The following is a 15,644-nucleotide window of genomic DNA, read 5'->3' as shown; positions in this document are numbered from 1 at the left end:
CGCTTTAGGCTCCCGGGGCATGGACCTCGAGGTGAGGCATCTCCGCGCCCTGTGCGCCATAGCCGACACCGGCAGCCTGCACCGTGCCGCGCGTCAGCTCGGCGTGGCGCAGCCCTCGTTGAGCACCCAGCTGCGCCGGATCGAACAGGAGCTGGGCGGGGCCCTGTTCGTCCGCGAACCCACCGGCTGCCGTCCCACCCCGCTCGGCCGCCTCGTCCTGCTGCGCGCCCGGCCGCTGGTGACTGAAATGCGCTCCCTGGTCGCCGAGGCCAGGGCCGCCACCGCCGACGGCCCCCAGCTGCGCGTCGGCTCCACCGCGAGCCGGGCCCTCGCGGGCTGGCTGCGCCGGCTGCGCGACCGCCGGCAGGAGCCCATCCTGCACATGAACGTCTCCCCGAACGCCCTGCTCCGCATGGTCGCCGACGGCCAGCTCGACGTCGCCTTCGTGCACGAGGTCGAGGGCTCCCCGCTGCGCGTCCCGGAGGGGCTGCGGCTGCGGGTCCTCATCGAACGCGAGCCCCAGTTCGTCTCGCTGCCCGCGGACCACCCGGCGGCGGGCCGGCCCCTGGTGCGCCTCGCCGACCTGGCCGGGGACCGCTGGATGGTCGACCCCACGGTGGACGGCGAGTGGGACGCCGTCCACCGGATGCTGCGCGCGGCCGGACTCAGCCCCCGCGTCCTGCACGGCGACTACCACACGGCCGCCGCCCTGGTGGCGACCGGCGACGTCGTCACGGTCTGCCAGCCCACCTCGCCGTCCCGCCCGGAGGCGGCCGTACGCCGCATCGAGGGCGACCCGCTCGGCGTACGGCTGCTGCTCGCGGCCCGCACGGACGCGATGGTCGACGCCGTCTACCCCGCGCTCGCGGAGGCCTACTGGGAGACGGCACTGCTGGCACCGGCGTACCGGGAGTGGCTGGAACGCGAGCGCGACGAACGCAGGGCCTTCACCCCCACCCGCTGACATCCGGCCACCCCCCCGCAGCCGCCCTTCCCCCGGCCCGCTCAGACCCCGATGTCGCAGCCGTCCGCGCGCCACACGGCGACCACGGCCGGGCGGACGATCTTCCCCGGGCCGTCCGGCCAGGTGCTCGCCGGCTTCTCGACGGACGCTCCGTCGACTTCGCCCGGGTGCTGGACGGCGACGAGCACGCGCCGGTCCTGGACGAGCGGGCCGCAGGTCTCCGCGCCGGTCGGCACGGTCAGGAACTGCTTGAGCTCACCGCGCCGCTCACCGCGCGTCGCGACACCGAACAGGCCGTCGTGCGAGCCGAGCTGGTTGCCGTCCGTGGAGATCCACAGGTTGCCGTGCGGGTCGAAGGCCACGTTGTCGGGGCACGAGATCGGGCTGACCCGGTCCTTCGGGAAGCCCGCGAAGTACGTGGCCGGGTCGGCGGGGTCGCCCGCGACGAGGAACAGCGACCAGGCGAAGCTCGTGCTCTCGGCGCGGCCCCGGCGTTCGGTGAGCTCCAGGATGTGCCCGTGCTTGTTGGCGTTGCGGGGGTTGGCCTCGTCGGCCGCCGCGTAGCCGCTCTTGCCGCGGTTGGAGTTGTTGGTCAGCGCCACGTACACCTTGCCGGTGTGCGGGGAGGGCTGGATGTCCTCGGGCCGGTCCATCTTGGTCGCGCCCGCCTTGTCGCCGGCGAGCCGCGTGAAGACGAAGACCTCCTCCGCCGTCATGCCCTCTACGTGCGACACCGCGCCGTCGGCGGTCGCCGTGGCCAGCGGGATCCACGTACCGCTGCCGTCGAACCCGCCGTCGGACGGGAGGGCGCCGGTGCCGTCGACTTCGGCCGCCGGGGAGTCGCCGGTCAGCCGGGCGACGTACAGCGTGCCCTCGTCGAGCAGGGACAGGTTGTGCTCGCGCACGGCCCGGCCGCTGCCCTTGCGCATCCGCTTGCTGCCGACGAACTTGTAGAAGTAGTCGAAGCGCTCGTCGTCGCCGGTGTAGACGACCGGGCGGCCGTCGTCGGTCAGACGGACGGTGGCGGCCTCGTGCTTGAAGCGGCCGAGGGCGGTGTGCTTGCGGGGCGTGGAGTCGGGGTCGTACGGGTCGAACTCGACGACGTAGCCGAAGCGGTGCACCTCGTTCGGCTCCTGGGCGAGGTCGAACCGCTTGTCGAAGCGCTCCCACTTGCGCTCGGTCGTCCCGGTGCCGATGCCGTACCGCTTGTCGGTGTCCCGGCTGCCGCGCGCGAAGTACTGGTTGAAGTTCTCCTCGCCGTGCAGCGTGGTGCCCCAGGGGGTGGTGCCGCCGGAGCAGTTGTTGAGGGTGCCGAGGACCTTGCGCCCGGTCGGGTCGGCGGACGTGCGCAGCAGGGCGGAGCCCGCGGCGGGGCCGGTGAGCCGGAACTCGGTGGTGGCGGTGACCCGACGGTTGAGGTGGTGCCGGGTCACCGGGGTGAGCCGCCCGGTCCTGCGGTCCTCCTCGACCACGACCGCGGACAGCCCGTGGGCCGCCCAGGCGACCTCGACCTGGTCACGGGTGGGGTTCTCGGGGTCGTACCCCCGGAACATGAGCACCTCGTCGGTGTACTCGTGGTTCGCGACGAGCAGCTGCCGGCCGCGCTCGCCCGGCAGCGGCAGCAGGGCGAGGAAGTCGTTGTTGTAGCCGAACTGACCGGCCTGGGCCGCGGCGCTCTGGTGCTCCGGGTCGAAGGCGGGGGCACCGCGCAGGATGGGCTCGCCCCAGCGGATCACGACGTTCTGGCGGTAGCCGTCGGGTACGACCACGGCGTCGGTGGTGTTGGGGGCGACGGACTGGAAACGCAGCCCGCGTGCGCCCTTGCTCCCGCCCGCCCTGGCCGCCGGGACCGCCTCGGCCGCGGACGCCTGCGGGGCGCCGGGGCCGGCGACGGCCGTGCCCGCCGCCGTGGCGACGGTCACGACGGCCGCCGCGCGCATCACCGACCGGCGGCTGAGCGCACCGGCGATGACATCGCCGACGTAGGCGTTCGCGCTGGTGTTGGGCACTTCGTGGAAGCAGGCGTCGCCGCAGCGGAACCGGCAGGTCAGGGCGGACCGGCCGCCGGGATGCGAGCCGGACGATCCGATCAACGGCAGCAGCTTGCGCACTTTGTCTCCCCAGATGTTCCCTTGGTGTCAGCGTGACGCTAGGTGGCCGCGGGTGCGGAGACGGGGACGCGAGATGAATCCGGGGTGAACCGCTGCTATCCACGGGGGTGTTGGCGGCGGCGCCCGCGGGGTGCCGGGAGCGGCCCGGGCGGGGAGGCACCGCCCCGTGTCCCAGCGTCCGGACCCCGGCCGAGATCACCCGCTGCGGCCGTTAACCTTACGTGTCCGTCCTGGCCAGGGATTTACGGGCACCAACTCACGCGAAGGGTTGCGCACATGGGCATTCTCACTCTCCTGCGGAATGCGTTCGACCGCTCACGCAAGGGTCGTGACGCCGACGCGGAGCCTTCGCGGGAGGCAACGGCGGCCACGGTTCCGGCCCCGGCGCCCGAGCCGGACGCCCCGGTTTCGGCTCCGGCTCCGGCTCCGACTCCGGCGAGCGAGCCGGTCGCCTCCGGGACACCGAAGGCGGCCACGTCCCCCGCCGAGGTGCCCGCACCGTCGACCGAGCCCGACCCGTCCGTGGTGGACGACCTGGTCTCGGCCGCGTTCGACAACGTCACGGTCCCCAGGCCCCGCCGCACGGAGCCCCAGGCGGAGCAGACCCCGGAGCCGCAACCGACGACGGCCCCGAAGCCGGAGGCCTCTCCGGAACCGGAGGCCGCTCCGGAACCGGAGGGCAAGGCGGAACCGACTGCGGCCCCGGGGCCGCCTGCGGACCCGGAGCCGGTGGCCAAGGCGGAGAGCACGCCGGCCCCGGAACCGGAGGCCACGCCGGAACCGACGGCGAAAGCCAAGGCGGACGAGGCCGCTCCGGAACCGACGGCGGAAGCCAAGGCGGAGCCCGAACCGGAGACCAAGGCGGAGCCCGCCCCGGAGCCGGAGCCGAAGGCGAAGGCGGAACCGGAGGCGGAGGTCGCTCCGGAGCCGGAGCCGGAGCCCGAGCCCCAGCCCGAGCCGAAGGCCACCCCGAAGCCGAAGGCCGCCGCCAAGGCGTACGAGCCGGCAGCCGCCGACGGCGAGAAGGCCCCACAGGAGACCCCCGCACCCGGCGACGAAACCCGCACGGGTGGTGCGGGCGGGAACAACAAGGCCGAAGGCGAAGCCGAGGCCAAGGCCACCCCCGAACCGACGCCGAAGGCACAGGCCAAGCCGACGCTGAAGGCGGAGCCGCAGTCCGAGCCGGAGGCGACTACGAAGCCCGAGCCGGAGGCGGAGCCGAAGGCGGAGGCAGAGCCGAAGGCGGAGGCAGAGCCGAAGGCGGAGGCAGAGCCGAAGGCGGAGGCAGAGCCGAAGGCGGAGGCAGAGCCGAAGGCGGAGGCAGAGCCGAAGGCGGAGGCAGAGCCGAAGGCGGAGCAGACCCCCGAGCCGGAGGCGGAGCCCTCCGCCAGGCCGGCCCCCCAGGGCAGGCCCGCCGTCCCCCTCACCCGCGTGAAGACCGTGGCCCCCAGCCTGGTACCCCCGTACAAGGAAGCCGGCACCGCACTCAAGAAGCGGGACCTCACCGGCACCAGGGCAAAGATCTACCTCGTCCTGGACCGCTCCGGCTCCATGCGCCCGTACTACAAGGACGGCTCCGCCCAGGCCCTGGGCGAACAGGTCCTGGCCCTCGCCGCCCACCTCGACAAGAGCGCCACGGTCAACGTCGTCTTCTTCTCCACGGAGCTGGACGGCACCGGCGAGCTGACCCTCCCCGAGTTCGAGGGCAGGATCGACGAGCTGCACGCGAACCTCGGTCGCATGGGCCGCACCAGCTACCACGCGGCGATCGAGGAGATCGTGGCGCACTACGAGAAGTCGGGCACGAAGGACCCGGCCCTGGTCGTCTTCCAGACGGACGGCGCCCCCGACGCCAAGGGCCTCGCCGCCCAGGCCCTCGCGGACGCGGCGAGGCTCCCCCTCTTCTTCTCGTTCGTCGCCTTCGGCGGGCACGAGGCCAAGGGCTTCGACTACCTCCGCAAGCTGAAAGCGGACAACGCCGCCTTGTTCCACGCGGGCCCGTCCCCGCGCGAGCTGACGGACGCCGAGGTCTACGAGGGCGTCCTGGCGAACTGGCGCCCGTAACGTCACGGCTCCCGGCCGCCCGCTTCCCACCCCGTAAAACGGGAGGCGGGCGGCCCACCCGTGTCGGCTACGATTTCAAGGTTCGTACGACGGCCCGGCGGTGCAGCCGGAATCGACATCCGTCACCGCACGTAGCGACTTGGGAGCAGCCCGCGATGGCTCGACACCTCATCACCAGCGCCCTTCCGTACATCAACGGGATCAAGCACCTGGGCAACATGGTGGGGTCCATGCTCCCGGCGGACGTGTACGCCCGCTACCTGCGCCAGCGCGGTCACGACGTGCTCTACATCTGCGCGACGGACGAGCACGGCACCCCGGCCGAGCTGGCCGCCAAGGAGCGGGGCCTGCCGGTCGACGAGTTCTGCGCGCAGGCGCACGACGCGCAGAAGGCGGTCTACGACGGGTTCGCGCTGGCCTTCGACCACTTCGGCCGCAGCTCCTCCCCGCAGAACGCGGAGCTGACGCAGCACTTCGCCCGCCGTCTGTACGAGAACGGGTTCATCGAGGAGCGCGCGATCCGACAGGTGTATTCGCCGGCGGACGGCCGCTTCCTGCCCGACCGCTACGTCGAGGGCACCTGCCCGCACTGCGGTTACGACAAGGCGCGCGGCGACCAGTGCGAGAACTGCACGCGGGTGCTCGACCCGACCGACCTGATCAACCCCCGTTCCGCGATCTCCGGTTCGACGGACCTGGAGGTCCGGGAGACCAAGCACCTCTTCCTCCTCCAGTCGAAGCTCCAGCACGAGGTGGAGGCCTGGATCGACGGCGCCTCCGAGGACTGGCCGCAGCTGGCGTCCTCCATCGCCCGCAAGTGGCTGACCGAGGGCCTGCACGACCGCGCGATCACCCGTGACCTGGACTGGGGTGTCCCGGTCCCGGCGGACACGTGGCCGGAGCTGGCCGCCGAGGGCAAGGTCTTCTACGTCTGGTTCGACGCCCCGATCGAGTACATCGGCGCGACGAAGGAGTGGGCGGACGCCGCCCCCGGCGAGAACCGCGACTGGAAGTCCTGGTGGTACGAGCCGGACGGCGCGGCCGACGTGCGCTACACGGAGTTCATGGCCAAGGACAACGTCCCCTTCCACACGGTGATGTTCCCGGCGACCGAGCTGGGCGTGCGCGAGCCGTGGAAGAAGGTCGACTACGTCAAGGCCTTCAACTGGCTGACGTACTACGGCGGGAAGTTCTCCACGTCCCAGAAGCGAGGCGTCTTCACCGACCACGCCCTGGAGATCCTCCCGGCGGACTACTGGCGTTACTTCCTGATCGCCAACGCCCCGGAGTCGGACGACTCGTCGTTCACGTGGGAGCACTTCACGGCCACGGTGAACAAGGACCTGGCCGACACCCTCGGCAACTTCGTCAACCGTGTCCTGTCCTTCTCGAAGAAGCGCTTCGGCGAGGAGGTCCCGGCGGGCGCCCAGCCCGGCGAGGCGGAGGCGAAGCTGGGCGAGGAGATCGCGCGTCTGCTCGCCGAGTACGAGGAGCAGATGGAGTCGCTCCAGTTCCGCAAGGCCGCCGCCGCGCTGCGTGCGCTGTGGTCGGCGGGCAACTCCTATCTGGAGGAGAAGGCCCCCTGGCTGGAGATCAAGACGGACCAGGACGGCGCGGCCCTGACGCTGCGGACGGCGATGAACCTGATCCACCTGTACGCGGTGGTCTCCGAGCCGTTCATCCCGGCCTCCTCCAAGGCGATGCGCTCGGCGTTCGCGCTGCCGGACGACACGGCCACGTGGGTCACCCCCGAGGAGGCCCGCGCCCTCGCCTCCGTCCCGGCCGGCACCCCCTTCACGGTCCCGCCGGTCCTCTTCGCCAAGATCACGGACGAGGACCTGGAGACGTACAAGGAGCGCTTCGGCGGCGGGCCGGCCGCGTAACCCGATCCGTCCCGGCGCAACCTCCGAAGGTCCACGGGCGTCCCCCTGCTTACAAGCACCGACTGAGTGGGGGACCCGTCCATGGCACTGTTCGGCAACGCGCACACCATCGACTCGGCGACGGCCCAGCAGGACTACGCGCGACTGCTGGGCCAGGGCGAGCGGGTGCACGCGGCGTTCCTGCTGATACGGGACACCATCCTGTTCACCGACCGTCGCATGATCCTGATCGACAAGCAGGGGCTCACGGGCAAGAAGGTGGAGTACCACTCCGTCCCGTACCGCAGCATCACGCACTTCGCGGTCGAGACGGCCGGCCACTTCGATCTCGACGCCGAACTCAAGATCTGGCTCTCCGGCACCCCGACGCCGATCCAGAAGACCTTCACCAAGGGCGTCGACATCTACGAGGTGCAGGCGATCCTGACGCAGTTCGCCGCCAGGTAGCCGGACCCGTCCCGCTGCGAACGGAGGTCTCCCCGGGTCCGAGCCGGGTGCCGGGGTGAGGGCGAGCTCCACGCAGGAGTTGCCGTCGTTGACACGGCCGGAGCGGTATGCTGGCATACGTGAAGCGGACCACGGTCAAGATCAACGACACGCTGGACGCCAGGATGCGCCATGAGGCTGCCCGGCGCGGCATGACGGTTTCCGAGTGGACGCGGGAGGCCATCGCGGCGCATCTTCCCGGCGGGGAAGACCACGGCGAAGCCGCACCGCGCCGGACCTTCCGTTCTGCAGGTGCGGGCGACAGTGGCCGTAGCGACGTTTCCGAACGTATGGAGGAGCTGCTGGCCGGACTGGCCGAGGGGCGGGACATACTCGCTGACGAGGAGGGCACCAGCCGACGCCGGCTCAGCGCGTGAGCGCCCTGATCGTCGACGCGGGCCCCCTTTACGCTCTGCTCGACCGCCGTGACGCCTGGCACACGGCGTGCCGCCGCCTGCTGGAATCCCACCCCGGACCACTACTGGTGCCCACGCTCGTCATCGCTGAAGTGGCCCACCTCGCGGAACGGCGGCTCGGGCCGCGCGCCGAGCTGCTGCTCGCTCAGGACTTCGCGGAGGGCCTGTTCACGGTCGAGCCCGTCCATCCGGGCGACTGGCTCCGTATCGCCGAACTGACCGCCCGCTACGTGGACCTCCCTCTCGGCATGGTGGACGCCTCGGTGATCGCCTGCGCGGAACGCCTCGATGCGGCCGAGGTGGCCACGGTCGATCGCAAGCACTTCGGGACCGTACGCCCGGCGCACGTGGCCTCGTTCACGCTGCTGCCATGAAAACCTCGGCAGTGTCGGGTTCTTGCCCGAACCGGACGCACATGCCGTTGCTGTCAGCGTTCCGAGGTGAAAGCCACGAAGTCTGCCCAGGCGTCCGGCGTGAGCGCCAGACGGGGGCCCTCGACGCTCTTCGAGTCGCGGACGTGCACGGTGCCGGGAGTGAGAGCGAGTTCCACACAGGAGTTGCCGTCGGTGCCGCTGCTGTAGCTGCTCTTGAACCACGCCAGTTCGGAGGCGTCCCCGTCGGAGGCCTTGCGGATCATGTTTCTCCCAGCAGTGTCTCGATGAAGGCCAGCGACTCCCTCGGGGGGAGGGCCTGTGCCCGGATCGTGCCATACCGCAGTTCAAGGATACGAAGCTGCTTCGGATCGGCGATCGGTCGCCCGTTGAACGCCCCGTCGGAGCGTCCCACCGCCGTACCGTCCGGAAACTTCAGCAACTCGATCTTGCCGTCCACACCTGGGTGAGCATCCGTGTTCGTCGGCATGACCTGAAGAGTGACGTTGTTCAACCGCCCTACCTCCAGCAGCCGTTCGAGCTGCCTTCGCCACACCATTGTGCCCCCGACCTGTCGGCGCAGCGGTGCCTCTTCCATCACGAAGTGGATGGACGGAGCCTGGTCGCGTTCGAAGACAGACTGCCGTGCCAGCCGTGCGGCGACCATGCGTTCCACGTCGTCCGAAGAGTAGGGCGGCTGCGCCGCTTCCATCAGGGCTCGGGCGTGCTCCGGCGTCTGCAGAAGCCCGTGGACGCTGTTGCACTCGTACACCCCGATCTCTACCGCCTGGGCCTCCAACTTGCCCAGCTCCCGCACCCTCTTCGGATACCGGACCTTCTTCACGTCCTCCCAGGCCGCCGCGATGAGCCCGCCGGCGCCCAGCACCTCGTCGGCCCTGTCCAGGTACTCCTGCCGGGGGATGCGCTTCCCGCCCTCGACCTTGTAGACAAGGTCCTCCCCGTACCCGACCGCCTCTCCGAACTCGGCGGCCCGCATCCCCACCGCCTCCCGCCGCAGCTTCAACTGCCGCCCCACCGTGGCGAGTACGGCCACGCCCCACTCGTCGTCCGGGTCGACCTCCCACCCCGGCTCATCGGCCTCGCTCCTGAGCCGCCGCACCTCTCCGTCGACTGACATACGCACCCCTCCGTCATTACCGTCCAGCCCCGGACAGTCACCCTGCGTGCCGACGCCGCGACTGCTCACGGTAGGCGCACGCTCCCGCGCTCAGTGACGTGAACCAGGAAAAGTCCACCCAACTCCGCCCGCGAATCGACCACTTCGTGCGTACTCGGGTGCCGTCGGCGGTCTCACTCGCCCGAGTGAACATCACCAACTGGGCTGGCTGCGGAGCGGGTTGCCTCCCCTACGCTCGGCGCAGCACGGCAACACAACCCCGGACATGCAACGGCCCTCGCCGGGACTGGCATCCCGATGCGAGGGCCTGACCACCCAGGACGCCGTAACGGCTATCGGCGCACCGCCGCTCTCAGTCGGTGGAGACGCTCCAGATCTGGGCTTGATTGACGACCGGGAGTGGTTCGGCGCGCTTATCGGTCTTGTTGTGGGAGGCGTTGACGGAAGTGAGCGCCCCGGAGCGTTGGTCGAGCAGCAGCACATGGGGACCTGCCCAGGCGATGCCGAAGGTTTCATCGAGGTCGCTCGAGTCGACAGCGGGAAGTGCGTGGATTTCTCGGCAGGTGTTTTCGTTCAGGTCGAAGATCGCCAGGCGGTTGGTGCGCAGAGCGCTGACGTACCAGTGGCCGCTGGGGTCGAGAGTTCCCACGCCCACGGTGTCGCCGCCCTTGCAGGAGGGAACGGAGACGTTCTTACGTTTGTCGAGGTCGTAGACGTGCGTGCAGTTGCCTTTGCCGCACGTGTCGCCACGCCAGATCACGCGGTTGCCGGTGGCGGCCACCATGCTGGCGTTGGTGGCGACGGTTTTGGTGATGGTGTTCGTCCGCGCATCGAGGAGCACGATGTCGGTCACCGCCCGTACGCCGGTGTCGCCTCCTCCCGTGTCGCCGGTGGTCCGCAGGGCGAGCAGGCCCCGGGACGTGTCGGCGACCGGCCGCAGGCCGCAGGCCGCCTTCAAGGTGGTGTGCGAGGGGCGGCCGGAAGTCTCGTACCTGGTCAGGGCGTAACGGCTCGAGACCGATCGCGGCAGGTCGGACCCGCTGCAAGCGGTATCGGTCGGCTCTTCGGTGATGGCCCAGAGCTGCTTGCCGTCAGCGGCGGGGAACCAGGCGCCGGCCTGGCCGAGGAGTACCGCCTTGCCAGGCTTGCGCGGCTCGATGGCGACGACTCCACCGTCACGGATGCCTATGATCTGGCCGGAGGTGAGCTCGCGCGGGCTGGCAAGGCGGTAGGCGTCGGCGTTCTCGGCTCCGGCCGGCCGGGGGCCGACGACTCGGAGCGATGCGTTCAGATCGTCCAGGACGGCTACCTCGCCACCCAGGTTGACCACGATGTCGTGCGGTGTGGACTGGCTGTCGGTCTCGTCCTCACCTGGTCCGCAGGCGGTGGCCGTGGCCGCGAGGATGCCGAGGGCCAGCAGAGCACCACATCGCCGTCGGAGCGTCATGGTGTGTGTCGTCTTGTGGACCATCGGGCTCTTCCCCCAGTTTCGTCAGAGGTGGCACTGATGCCGGGAGCGGGTGGTCAGCCCGCTCCCGGCGAGGTGGCCCTACGGCTTGGGCGTGCACGCGCTCCTGGCCGTGCACTCCGAGAAGAAGGGGTAGGCGGTGATGCCGCCCAGCGTTCCCATGTTGCCAAGGAACCGCGCACCACAGCCCGCGGTGTCCTGCCACTTCTCTATGGTGAACTTGCGCCGCTCGATCTTCGGCGTGGTGTAGCCGTAGCTCTTGCCCGGAACGTTGATGGTGTTCGACACCGTCTTGCCGCTGGTGGTCGAATTGGTGATGTCGAAGCTCGTCTTGGCTTCCACCTGCCCGATCCCCCAGTTCACGCTTCCGCCGATCTCGGCACTCCAGCTCGTCTGCTTCGACTTGGTGGTCGTCAGGTCGTAGCGCAGGATCGACGGCGTGGAGCTTGAGTTGTACTTGCCGGCGGTGCTGCCGACTGCCTCGTACGAGGCGCCTGACGACACCACCTTGTACCAGACGTCCGGCGGGCAGGACTGTGTACCGGTCTCGTCTGCCGTCGCGGACGGCGCCATGATCAGTCCCGCCCCCAGCACGACTGCTCCGGCCGCTGCCAATCTACGAATGCCGAGATGCATGTCGAGTCCCCCATGTGATGTTGTGAGTTACCTGAACTGGTCAGTGATCAAGTACTCAGAGCCCATCATGCACAAGACAAACGGGCAAGGTCCCACGGACATTGTTGAGCAGCTCCTGAGCTTGGAACGCCGCCATCCGGAACTCACATGCGGCCGATTCACCAGGTCGTTTCCGACGTAGGCCGGCGCCCACCAGAGCGCTGCACCAGCAGAAGAAGGGCTCCGGCCCATAGTTTTGATCGACTTCCGTGTGCCCGCGCGCACATCCGGAGGAAACTGGTGGCTGTGGACCTCTCCTTCTACAAGTCGGACCTGTCGCAAGAACTCCGCGCCGAGGGCCGCGCGGAAGGCGAGGCGAGGCGTGCTGCCGAGGACATCCTGGAAGTACGTGGCCTCGACGTCCCCCACGCGGTGCGTGAGCGCATCGTCGGCTGTGACGATCCCGAGACCCTGCGTCGCTGGCACCGGCGTGCCGTCACCGCCCCGACGGCCGAGAAGATCTTCGAAGACGCGTAGCCACGGTCGGCGGAGGACCTCTCCTCCTCCCCGGGAGCCGGAAACCCACCCCGGCGCTGACATGTCCGCGCCCGCCCGTATGGTTTCGCCATGGCAGTCCCCCAGGTCATCCCGATCGCCTACGAGCCCAAGCACCGCACCGAGACCATCGGCCGGTACGCGGACGGCCAGTTCCTGGCGTCGATCACGTACGCCTTCCCCGAAGGGTTCCGTCCCGACGACGGCTGGGAGGAGCACAAGCGCCTCTACGTGGCGCTGCACACCTTCGACGCCGAGGGGCGCTACCGCGATTCGGAGATCTGGTGCGCGGGCACCTGGGCCGAGCAGCAGCGCGCCCCGCACGGGGAGGGCTCGGTCCTCGCCCAGGCCCGGGCACACCGGGGCAAGCTGCTGCGGAGCCTGCCCCGGCGCGCGTACACGGACATCGCGATCCGCCCCTTCCGGCTGACCGTCGACGGCGTGCTGTTCGGGCTGCTCACCGGCGAGGACGCCGGGGAGGGATGGGCCGAGCTCTATCCGGACCGCCTCGGCTTCGGCGCCCCCTGGGACGGCCGCTACGACACCTGAAGGCCCCGCGCGCCCGGGGCTCGCACCCGGGCCCCCAGGGCTCGCACCCCGGGCACACCGGGCGCCCTCGGGCGGGTCAGCCGGCCGAGGCCGACGCGGACGCACCCGGCTGGGTGTCGGTGTTGTCGTGGGTCTCGTCCGGGGCGACGCCCATCGTCAGGGACGCGGTGACCCCCTTGGCGATGCCGTTCTTCCGGTACCTCAGTTTCAGGAGACCGCCCTCGGTCCCGTTGCCCGGGTAGATGGTGTCCTCGGTCAGGGTCGTGCGGGCCGCGGTGTTGGCGGAGTACGGGGCGACCTCCGCCGACGCCAGGACCGCCTCCTCGGAGAAGAACAGCTGGCCGGTGTGGCAGGTGTGGCCGCCCTCGTAGCCGGCGTCCGTCCAGGCGCCGTCGACGTGGACCTTCACATGGATGTGCACGCAGCGGCCCTGGTACCAGCCGGGGAAGACGGTCCTGAAGGTGACGTGACCGTGCTTGTCGGTCCGCCAGGTGCCCCGCAGATACCGCTCCTCGTCGGTCGGCTCCGTGTGCCCGCCGCCGCCCGGGCCGCCGGAGGGACCACCGGAGGGACCGCCGGACGGGGGCTCGCCCGTCGGCGTACCGGACGGGGCGCCCGACGGGGCACCGCCACCTCCGCCGCCCCCGCTGCCCATGGACTCGTAGCCGGAGTAGACACCCAGCACCGTGCAGTGCCAGATGTCGACGGCCGCGTCCTTCACCGGCCGGCAGGTGTCCGCGTCGATCACCTTGAGCCCGAGGGTCAGCGGGATGCCCTCCTGGTCCTCGGTGATGTCCTGGCGGATCTTGTCCGCGTCGATGTAGTAGGGGCCCTCGGTGGTCTCCGAGGTGAGCGTGTAGCACGCCTCCGACGCCTTGTCCCCGCCGGACGGGCCGCCGGTCCTCGTCCCGTCCGCGAAGGCGGTCACGGCGAGGCCCCCGCCCGCGCCCACGGCCGCGACGGCCGCGCCGCCCACGACGACGACCTTGCGCCGCGTCAGATCCCTTTTGTGTGCGGGTCGTTGATTCTCAGTCATGGGCGGGGACGCTAGGGACGGCACCTGTGAGCAGCATGGGTGCGGACTGTGGTTTCCCGTGTCCACGCGAAAGTGGCCCGGAACCGACCTCGGTTCCGAGCCACTTCCACGCGTCGGCGGCTACTTCGGCTGCGGCTTCCGCACGGAGAGGTGCAGCTCGCGCAGCCGGGTCTCGTCGAGCTCCGTCGGCGCGCCCATCATCAGGTCCTGCGCGTTGCCGTTGAGCGGGAACGCGATGGTCTCGCGGATGTTGGGCTCGTCGGCGAGGAGCATGACGATGCGGTCGACGCCCGGGGCGATACCGCCGTGCGGCGGGGCGCCGAAGCGGAACGCGCGGAGCATGCCGGCGAACTGCTCCTCGACCGTGTCCCGGTCGTAGCCCGCGATCTCGAAGGCCTTGAGCATGATCTCGGGCTCGTGGTTCCGGATCGCGCCGGACGACAGCTCCACGCCGTTGCAGACGATGTCGTACTGCCAGCCCAGGATGTCCAGCGGGTCCTGGGTCTGCAGGGCTTCCAGACCGCCCTGCGGCATCGAGAACGGGTTGTGCGAGAAGTCGATCTTCCCGGTGTCCTCGTCCTTCTCGTACATCGGGAAGTCGACGATCCAGCAGAAGCGGAAGACGTTCTCCTCGAAGTGCCCGGCGCGCTTGGCGGCCTCGACCCGCACCGCGCCCATGATCTTCGAGACCTCGCCGAACTCGCCCGCGCCGAAGAAGACGGCGTGGCCGGCGGAGAGGGAGAGCCGCTTCGTCAGTTCCGCGACGTTGTCCTCGGTCAGGAACTTGGCGATCGGGCCGGTCAGCGAGCCGTCCTCGGCCACGCGCACCCACGCCAGGCCCTTCGCGCCCTGCTCGACCGCGTAGTCACCGAGGCCGTCGAAGAACTTCCGGGACTGGCCGGCGACGTCCGGCACCGGCAGGGCACGCACGTGCTTGCCCGCGAAAGCCTTGAACTCCGAGCCCTCGAAGACGTCGGTGATGTCGACCAGCTCCAGCCGGGCGCGCAGGTCCGGCTTGTCGGAGCCGTACTTCAGCATCGCCTCGCGGAACGGGATGCGGGGGAACGGCGAGGTGACGTGCCGGCCGCCGCCGAACTCCTCGAAGAGCTCGGTCATGAGCTTCTCGATGGGCTGGAAGACGTCCTCCTGCTCGACGAAGGACATCTCCACGTCGAGCTGGTAGAACTCACCCGGCGAGCGGTCCGCGCGCGCGTCCTCGTCGCGGAAACAGGGCGCGATCTGGAAGTAGCGGTCGAAGCCGGAGATCATCAGCAGCTGCTTGAACTGCTGCGGGGCCTGCGGGAGCGCGTAGAACCGGCCCGGGTTCAGGCGGGAGGGGACGACGAAGTCGCGGGCGCCCTCCGGGGAGGTGGCGCTGAGGATCGGCGTCGCCATCTCGTTGAAGCCCAGGGCCGTCATCTTGTGACGGATCGCGGAGATCACGGCCGTACGCAGCAGGATGTTGCGGTGCATGCGCTCACGGCGCAGGTCCAGGAAGCGGTACTCCAGCCGCCGCTCCTCGTTGACACCGTCCTCGGCGTTGATGGTGAAGGGCAGCGGGGCGGCCGCGCCGAGCAGCTCGACCTCGCTCACCTCGACCTCGACCTCGCCGGTCGGCAGGTCGGGGTTCACGTTCTCCGCGCCGCGGGAGACGACCTTGCCGTCGACACGGACCGTCGACTCCTTGGAGACCTTGTCGAGGGCCTCGTAGGCGGCCGTGCCGGGGCGGGCGACGAGCTGCGTGATGCCGTAGTGGTCGCGCAGATCGATGAAGAGGATGCCGCCCAGGTCTCGGCGATTGTGCAGCCAGCCGCTCAGCCGGACGTCGCTCTCGACGTCAGAGGCGCGGAGCTCGCCGCAGGTGTGGGACCTGTACCGATGCATCGTCGTTCATCCAGTCTTCGCGGGTCGGGGGCTGTTTCACGTGAAACATCCGGGCTGGAGCCCGGATCTCCCAAGGGTACCGGCCACCCCGAGATCGCAGCCCC

15 protein-coding genes are annotated in these 15,644 nt (G+C 70.2%); 8 read left to right on the top strand and 7 right to left on the bottom strand.

What is annotated here, in order from left to right:
* Window positions 1–19: 19 nt before the first annotated feature.
* Entirely contained in the window at window positions 20–964 is a 945-nt protein-coding gene (locus AC0ZLC_RS18850; protein ID WP_476753115.1) for a LysR family transcriptional regulator, read from the top strand.
* A gap of 41 nt (window positions 965–1,005) precedes the next feature.
* On the opposite strand, the gene AC0ZLC_RS18845 is transcribed toward AC0ZLC_RS18850, so the two are convergent.
* On the bottom strand, window positions 1,006–3,075 hold the full coding sequence (locus tag AC0ZLC_RS18845) for a PhoX family protein (RefSeq protein WP_476753114.1): 2,070 nt from the start codon (window positions 3,073–3,075) through the stop codon (window positions 1,006–1,008).
* 276 nt (window positions 3,076–3,351) lie between these two features.
* On the opposite strand from AC0ZLC_RS18845, the gene AC0ZLC_RS18840 reads away from it, so the two are divergent.
* From AC0ZLC_RS18840 to AC0ZLC_RS18820, 5 genes are all read left to right on the top strand, one after another.
* A complete protein-coding gene (locus tag AC0ZLC_RS18840) occupies window positions 3,352–5,139 on the top strand; it encodes a VWA domain-containing protein (RefSeq protein WP_476753113.1) in 1,788 nt (595 codons plus the stop codon).
* 155 nt (window positions 5,140–5,294) lie between these two features.
* A complete protein-coding gene (metG, locus tag AC0ZLC_RS18835) occupies window positions 5,295–7,022 on the top strand; it encodes a methionine--tRNA ligase (protein WP_476753112.1) in 1,728 nt (575 codons plus the stop codon).
* Between the two features lie 81 nt (window positions 7,023–7,103).
* Window positions 7,104–7,469 carry a PH domain-containing protein gene (locus AC0ZLC_RS18830; RefSeq protein ID WP_476753111.1) on the top strand — a complete coding sequence of 122 codons (366 nt, stop codon included), beginning with the start codon at window positions 7,104–7,106 and terminating at the stop codon, window positions 7,467–7,469.
* Between the two features lie 119 nt (window positions 7,470–7,588).
* Window positions 7,589–7,885, top strand: coding sequence for a ribbon-helix-helix domain-containing protein (locus tag AC0ZLC_RS18825; RefSeq protein WP_476753110.1), 297 nt, complete (start codon window positions 7,589–7,591; stop codon window positions 7,883–7,885).
* Window positions 7,882–8,298, top strand: a complete 417-nt coding sequence (locus AC0ZLC_RS18820) for a type II toxin-antitoxin system VapC family toxin (RefSeq protein ID WP_476753109.1) — start codon at window positions 7,882–7,884, stop codon at window positions 8,296–8,298. The genes AC0ZLC_RS18825 and AC0ZLC_RS18820 overlap by 4 nt, the downstream gene beginning before the upstream one ends.
* Before the next feature lie 53 nt (window positions 8,299–8,351).
* On the opposite strand, the gene AC0ZLC_RS18815 is transcribed toward AC0ZLC_RS18820, so the two are convergent.
* The 4 genes from AC0ZLC_RS18815 to AC0ZLC_RS18800 all read right to left on the bottom strand — a co-directional run bounded on the left by AC0ZLC_RS18815 (window position 8,352) and on the right by AC0ZLC_RS18800 (window position 11,537).
* A complete protein-coding gene (locus AC0ZLC_RS18815; RefSeq protein ID WP_476753108.1) occupies window positions 8,352–8,561 on the bottom strand; it encodes a DUF397 domain-containing protein in 210 nt (69 codons plus the stop codon).
* Window positions 8,558–9,433: a helix-turn-helix domain-containing protein gene (locus AC0ZLC_RS18810; RefSeq protein WP_476753144.1), complete on the bottom strand. Its 876-nt coding sequence runs from the start codon at window positions 9,431–9,433 to the stop codon at window positions 8,558–8,560. Before AC0ZLC_RS18810 ends, AC0ZLC_RS18815 begins: the two co-directional genes overlap by 4 nt.
* 352 nt (window positions 9,434–9,785) lie before the next feature.
* A complete protein-coding gene (locus AC0ZLC_RS18805; RefSeq protein WP_476753107.1) occupies window positions 9,786–10,904 on the bottom strand; it encodes a hypothetical protein in 1,119 nt (372 codons plus the stop codon).
* Between the two features lie 78 nt (window positions 10,905–10,982).
* On the bottom strand, window positions 10,983–11,537 hold the full coding sequence (locus AC0ZLC_RS18800; RefSeq protein ID WP_476753106.1) for a hypothetical protein: 555 nt from the start codon (window positions 11,535–11,537) through the stop codon (window positions 10,983–10,985).
* Between the two features lie 285 nt (window positions 11,538–11,822).
* Here AC0ZLC_RS18800 and AC0ZLC_RS18795 point away from each other — a divergent pair, with 285 nt between their 5' ends.
* Both AC0ZLC_RS18795 and AC0ZLC_RS18790 read left to right on the top strand, forming a co-directional pair.
* Window positions 11,823–12,053: a hypothetical protein gene (locus tag AC0ZLC_RS18795; RefSeq protein ID WP_476753105.1), complete on the top strand. Its 231-nt coding sequence runs from the start codon at window positions 11,823–11,825 to the stop codon at window positions 12,051–12,053.
* 90 nt (window positions 12,054–12,143) lie between these two features.
* On the top strand, window positions 12,144–12,620 hold the full coding sequence (locus AC0ZLC_RS18790; protein WP_358850849.1) for a hypothetical protein: 477 nt from the start codon (window positions 12,144–12,146) through the stop codon (window positions 12,618–12,620).
* Between the two features lie 76 nt (window positions 12,621–12,696).
* Here AC0ZLC_RS18790 and AC0ZLC_RS18785 read toward each other — a convergent pair whose 3' ends face one another.
* Window positions 12,697–13,656 (bottom strand): intradiol ring-cleavage dioxygenase, encoded by a 960-nt coding sequence (locus tag AC0ZLC_RS18785; protein ID WP_476753104.1) that lies wholly within the window; start codon window positions 13,654–13,656, stop codon window positions 12,697–12,699.
* Between the two features lie 120 nt (window positions 13,657–13,776).
* Window positions 13,777–15,540 carry an aspartate--tRNA ligase gene (gene aspS, locus AC0ZLC_RS18780; RefSeq protein ID WP_476753103.1) on the bottom strand — a complete coding sequence of 588 codons (1,764 nt, stop codon included), beginning with the start codon at window positions 15,538–15,540 and terminating at the stop codon, window positions 13,777–13,779.
* Between the last annotated feature and the right edge of the window lie 104 nt (window positions 15,541–15,644).

It is taken from the genome of Streptomyces sp. GLSS-08, from assembly GCF_056387915.1.
This window is presented reverse-complemented; position numbering and strand designations above follow the sequence as displayed.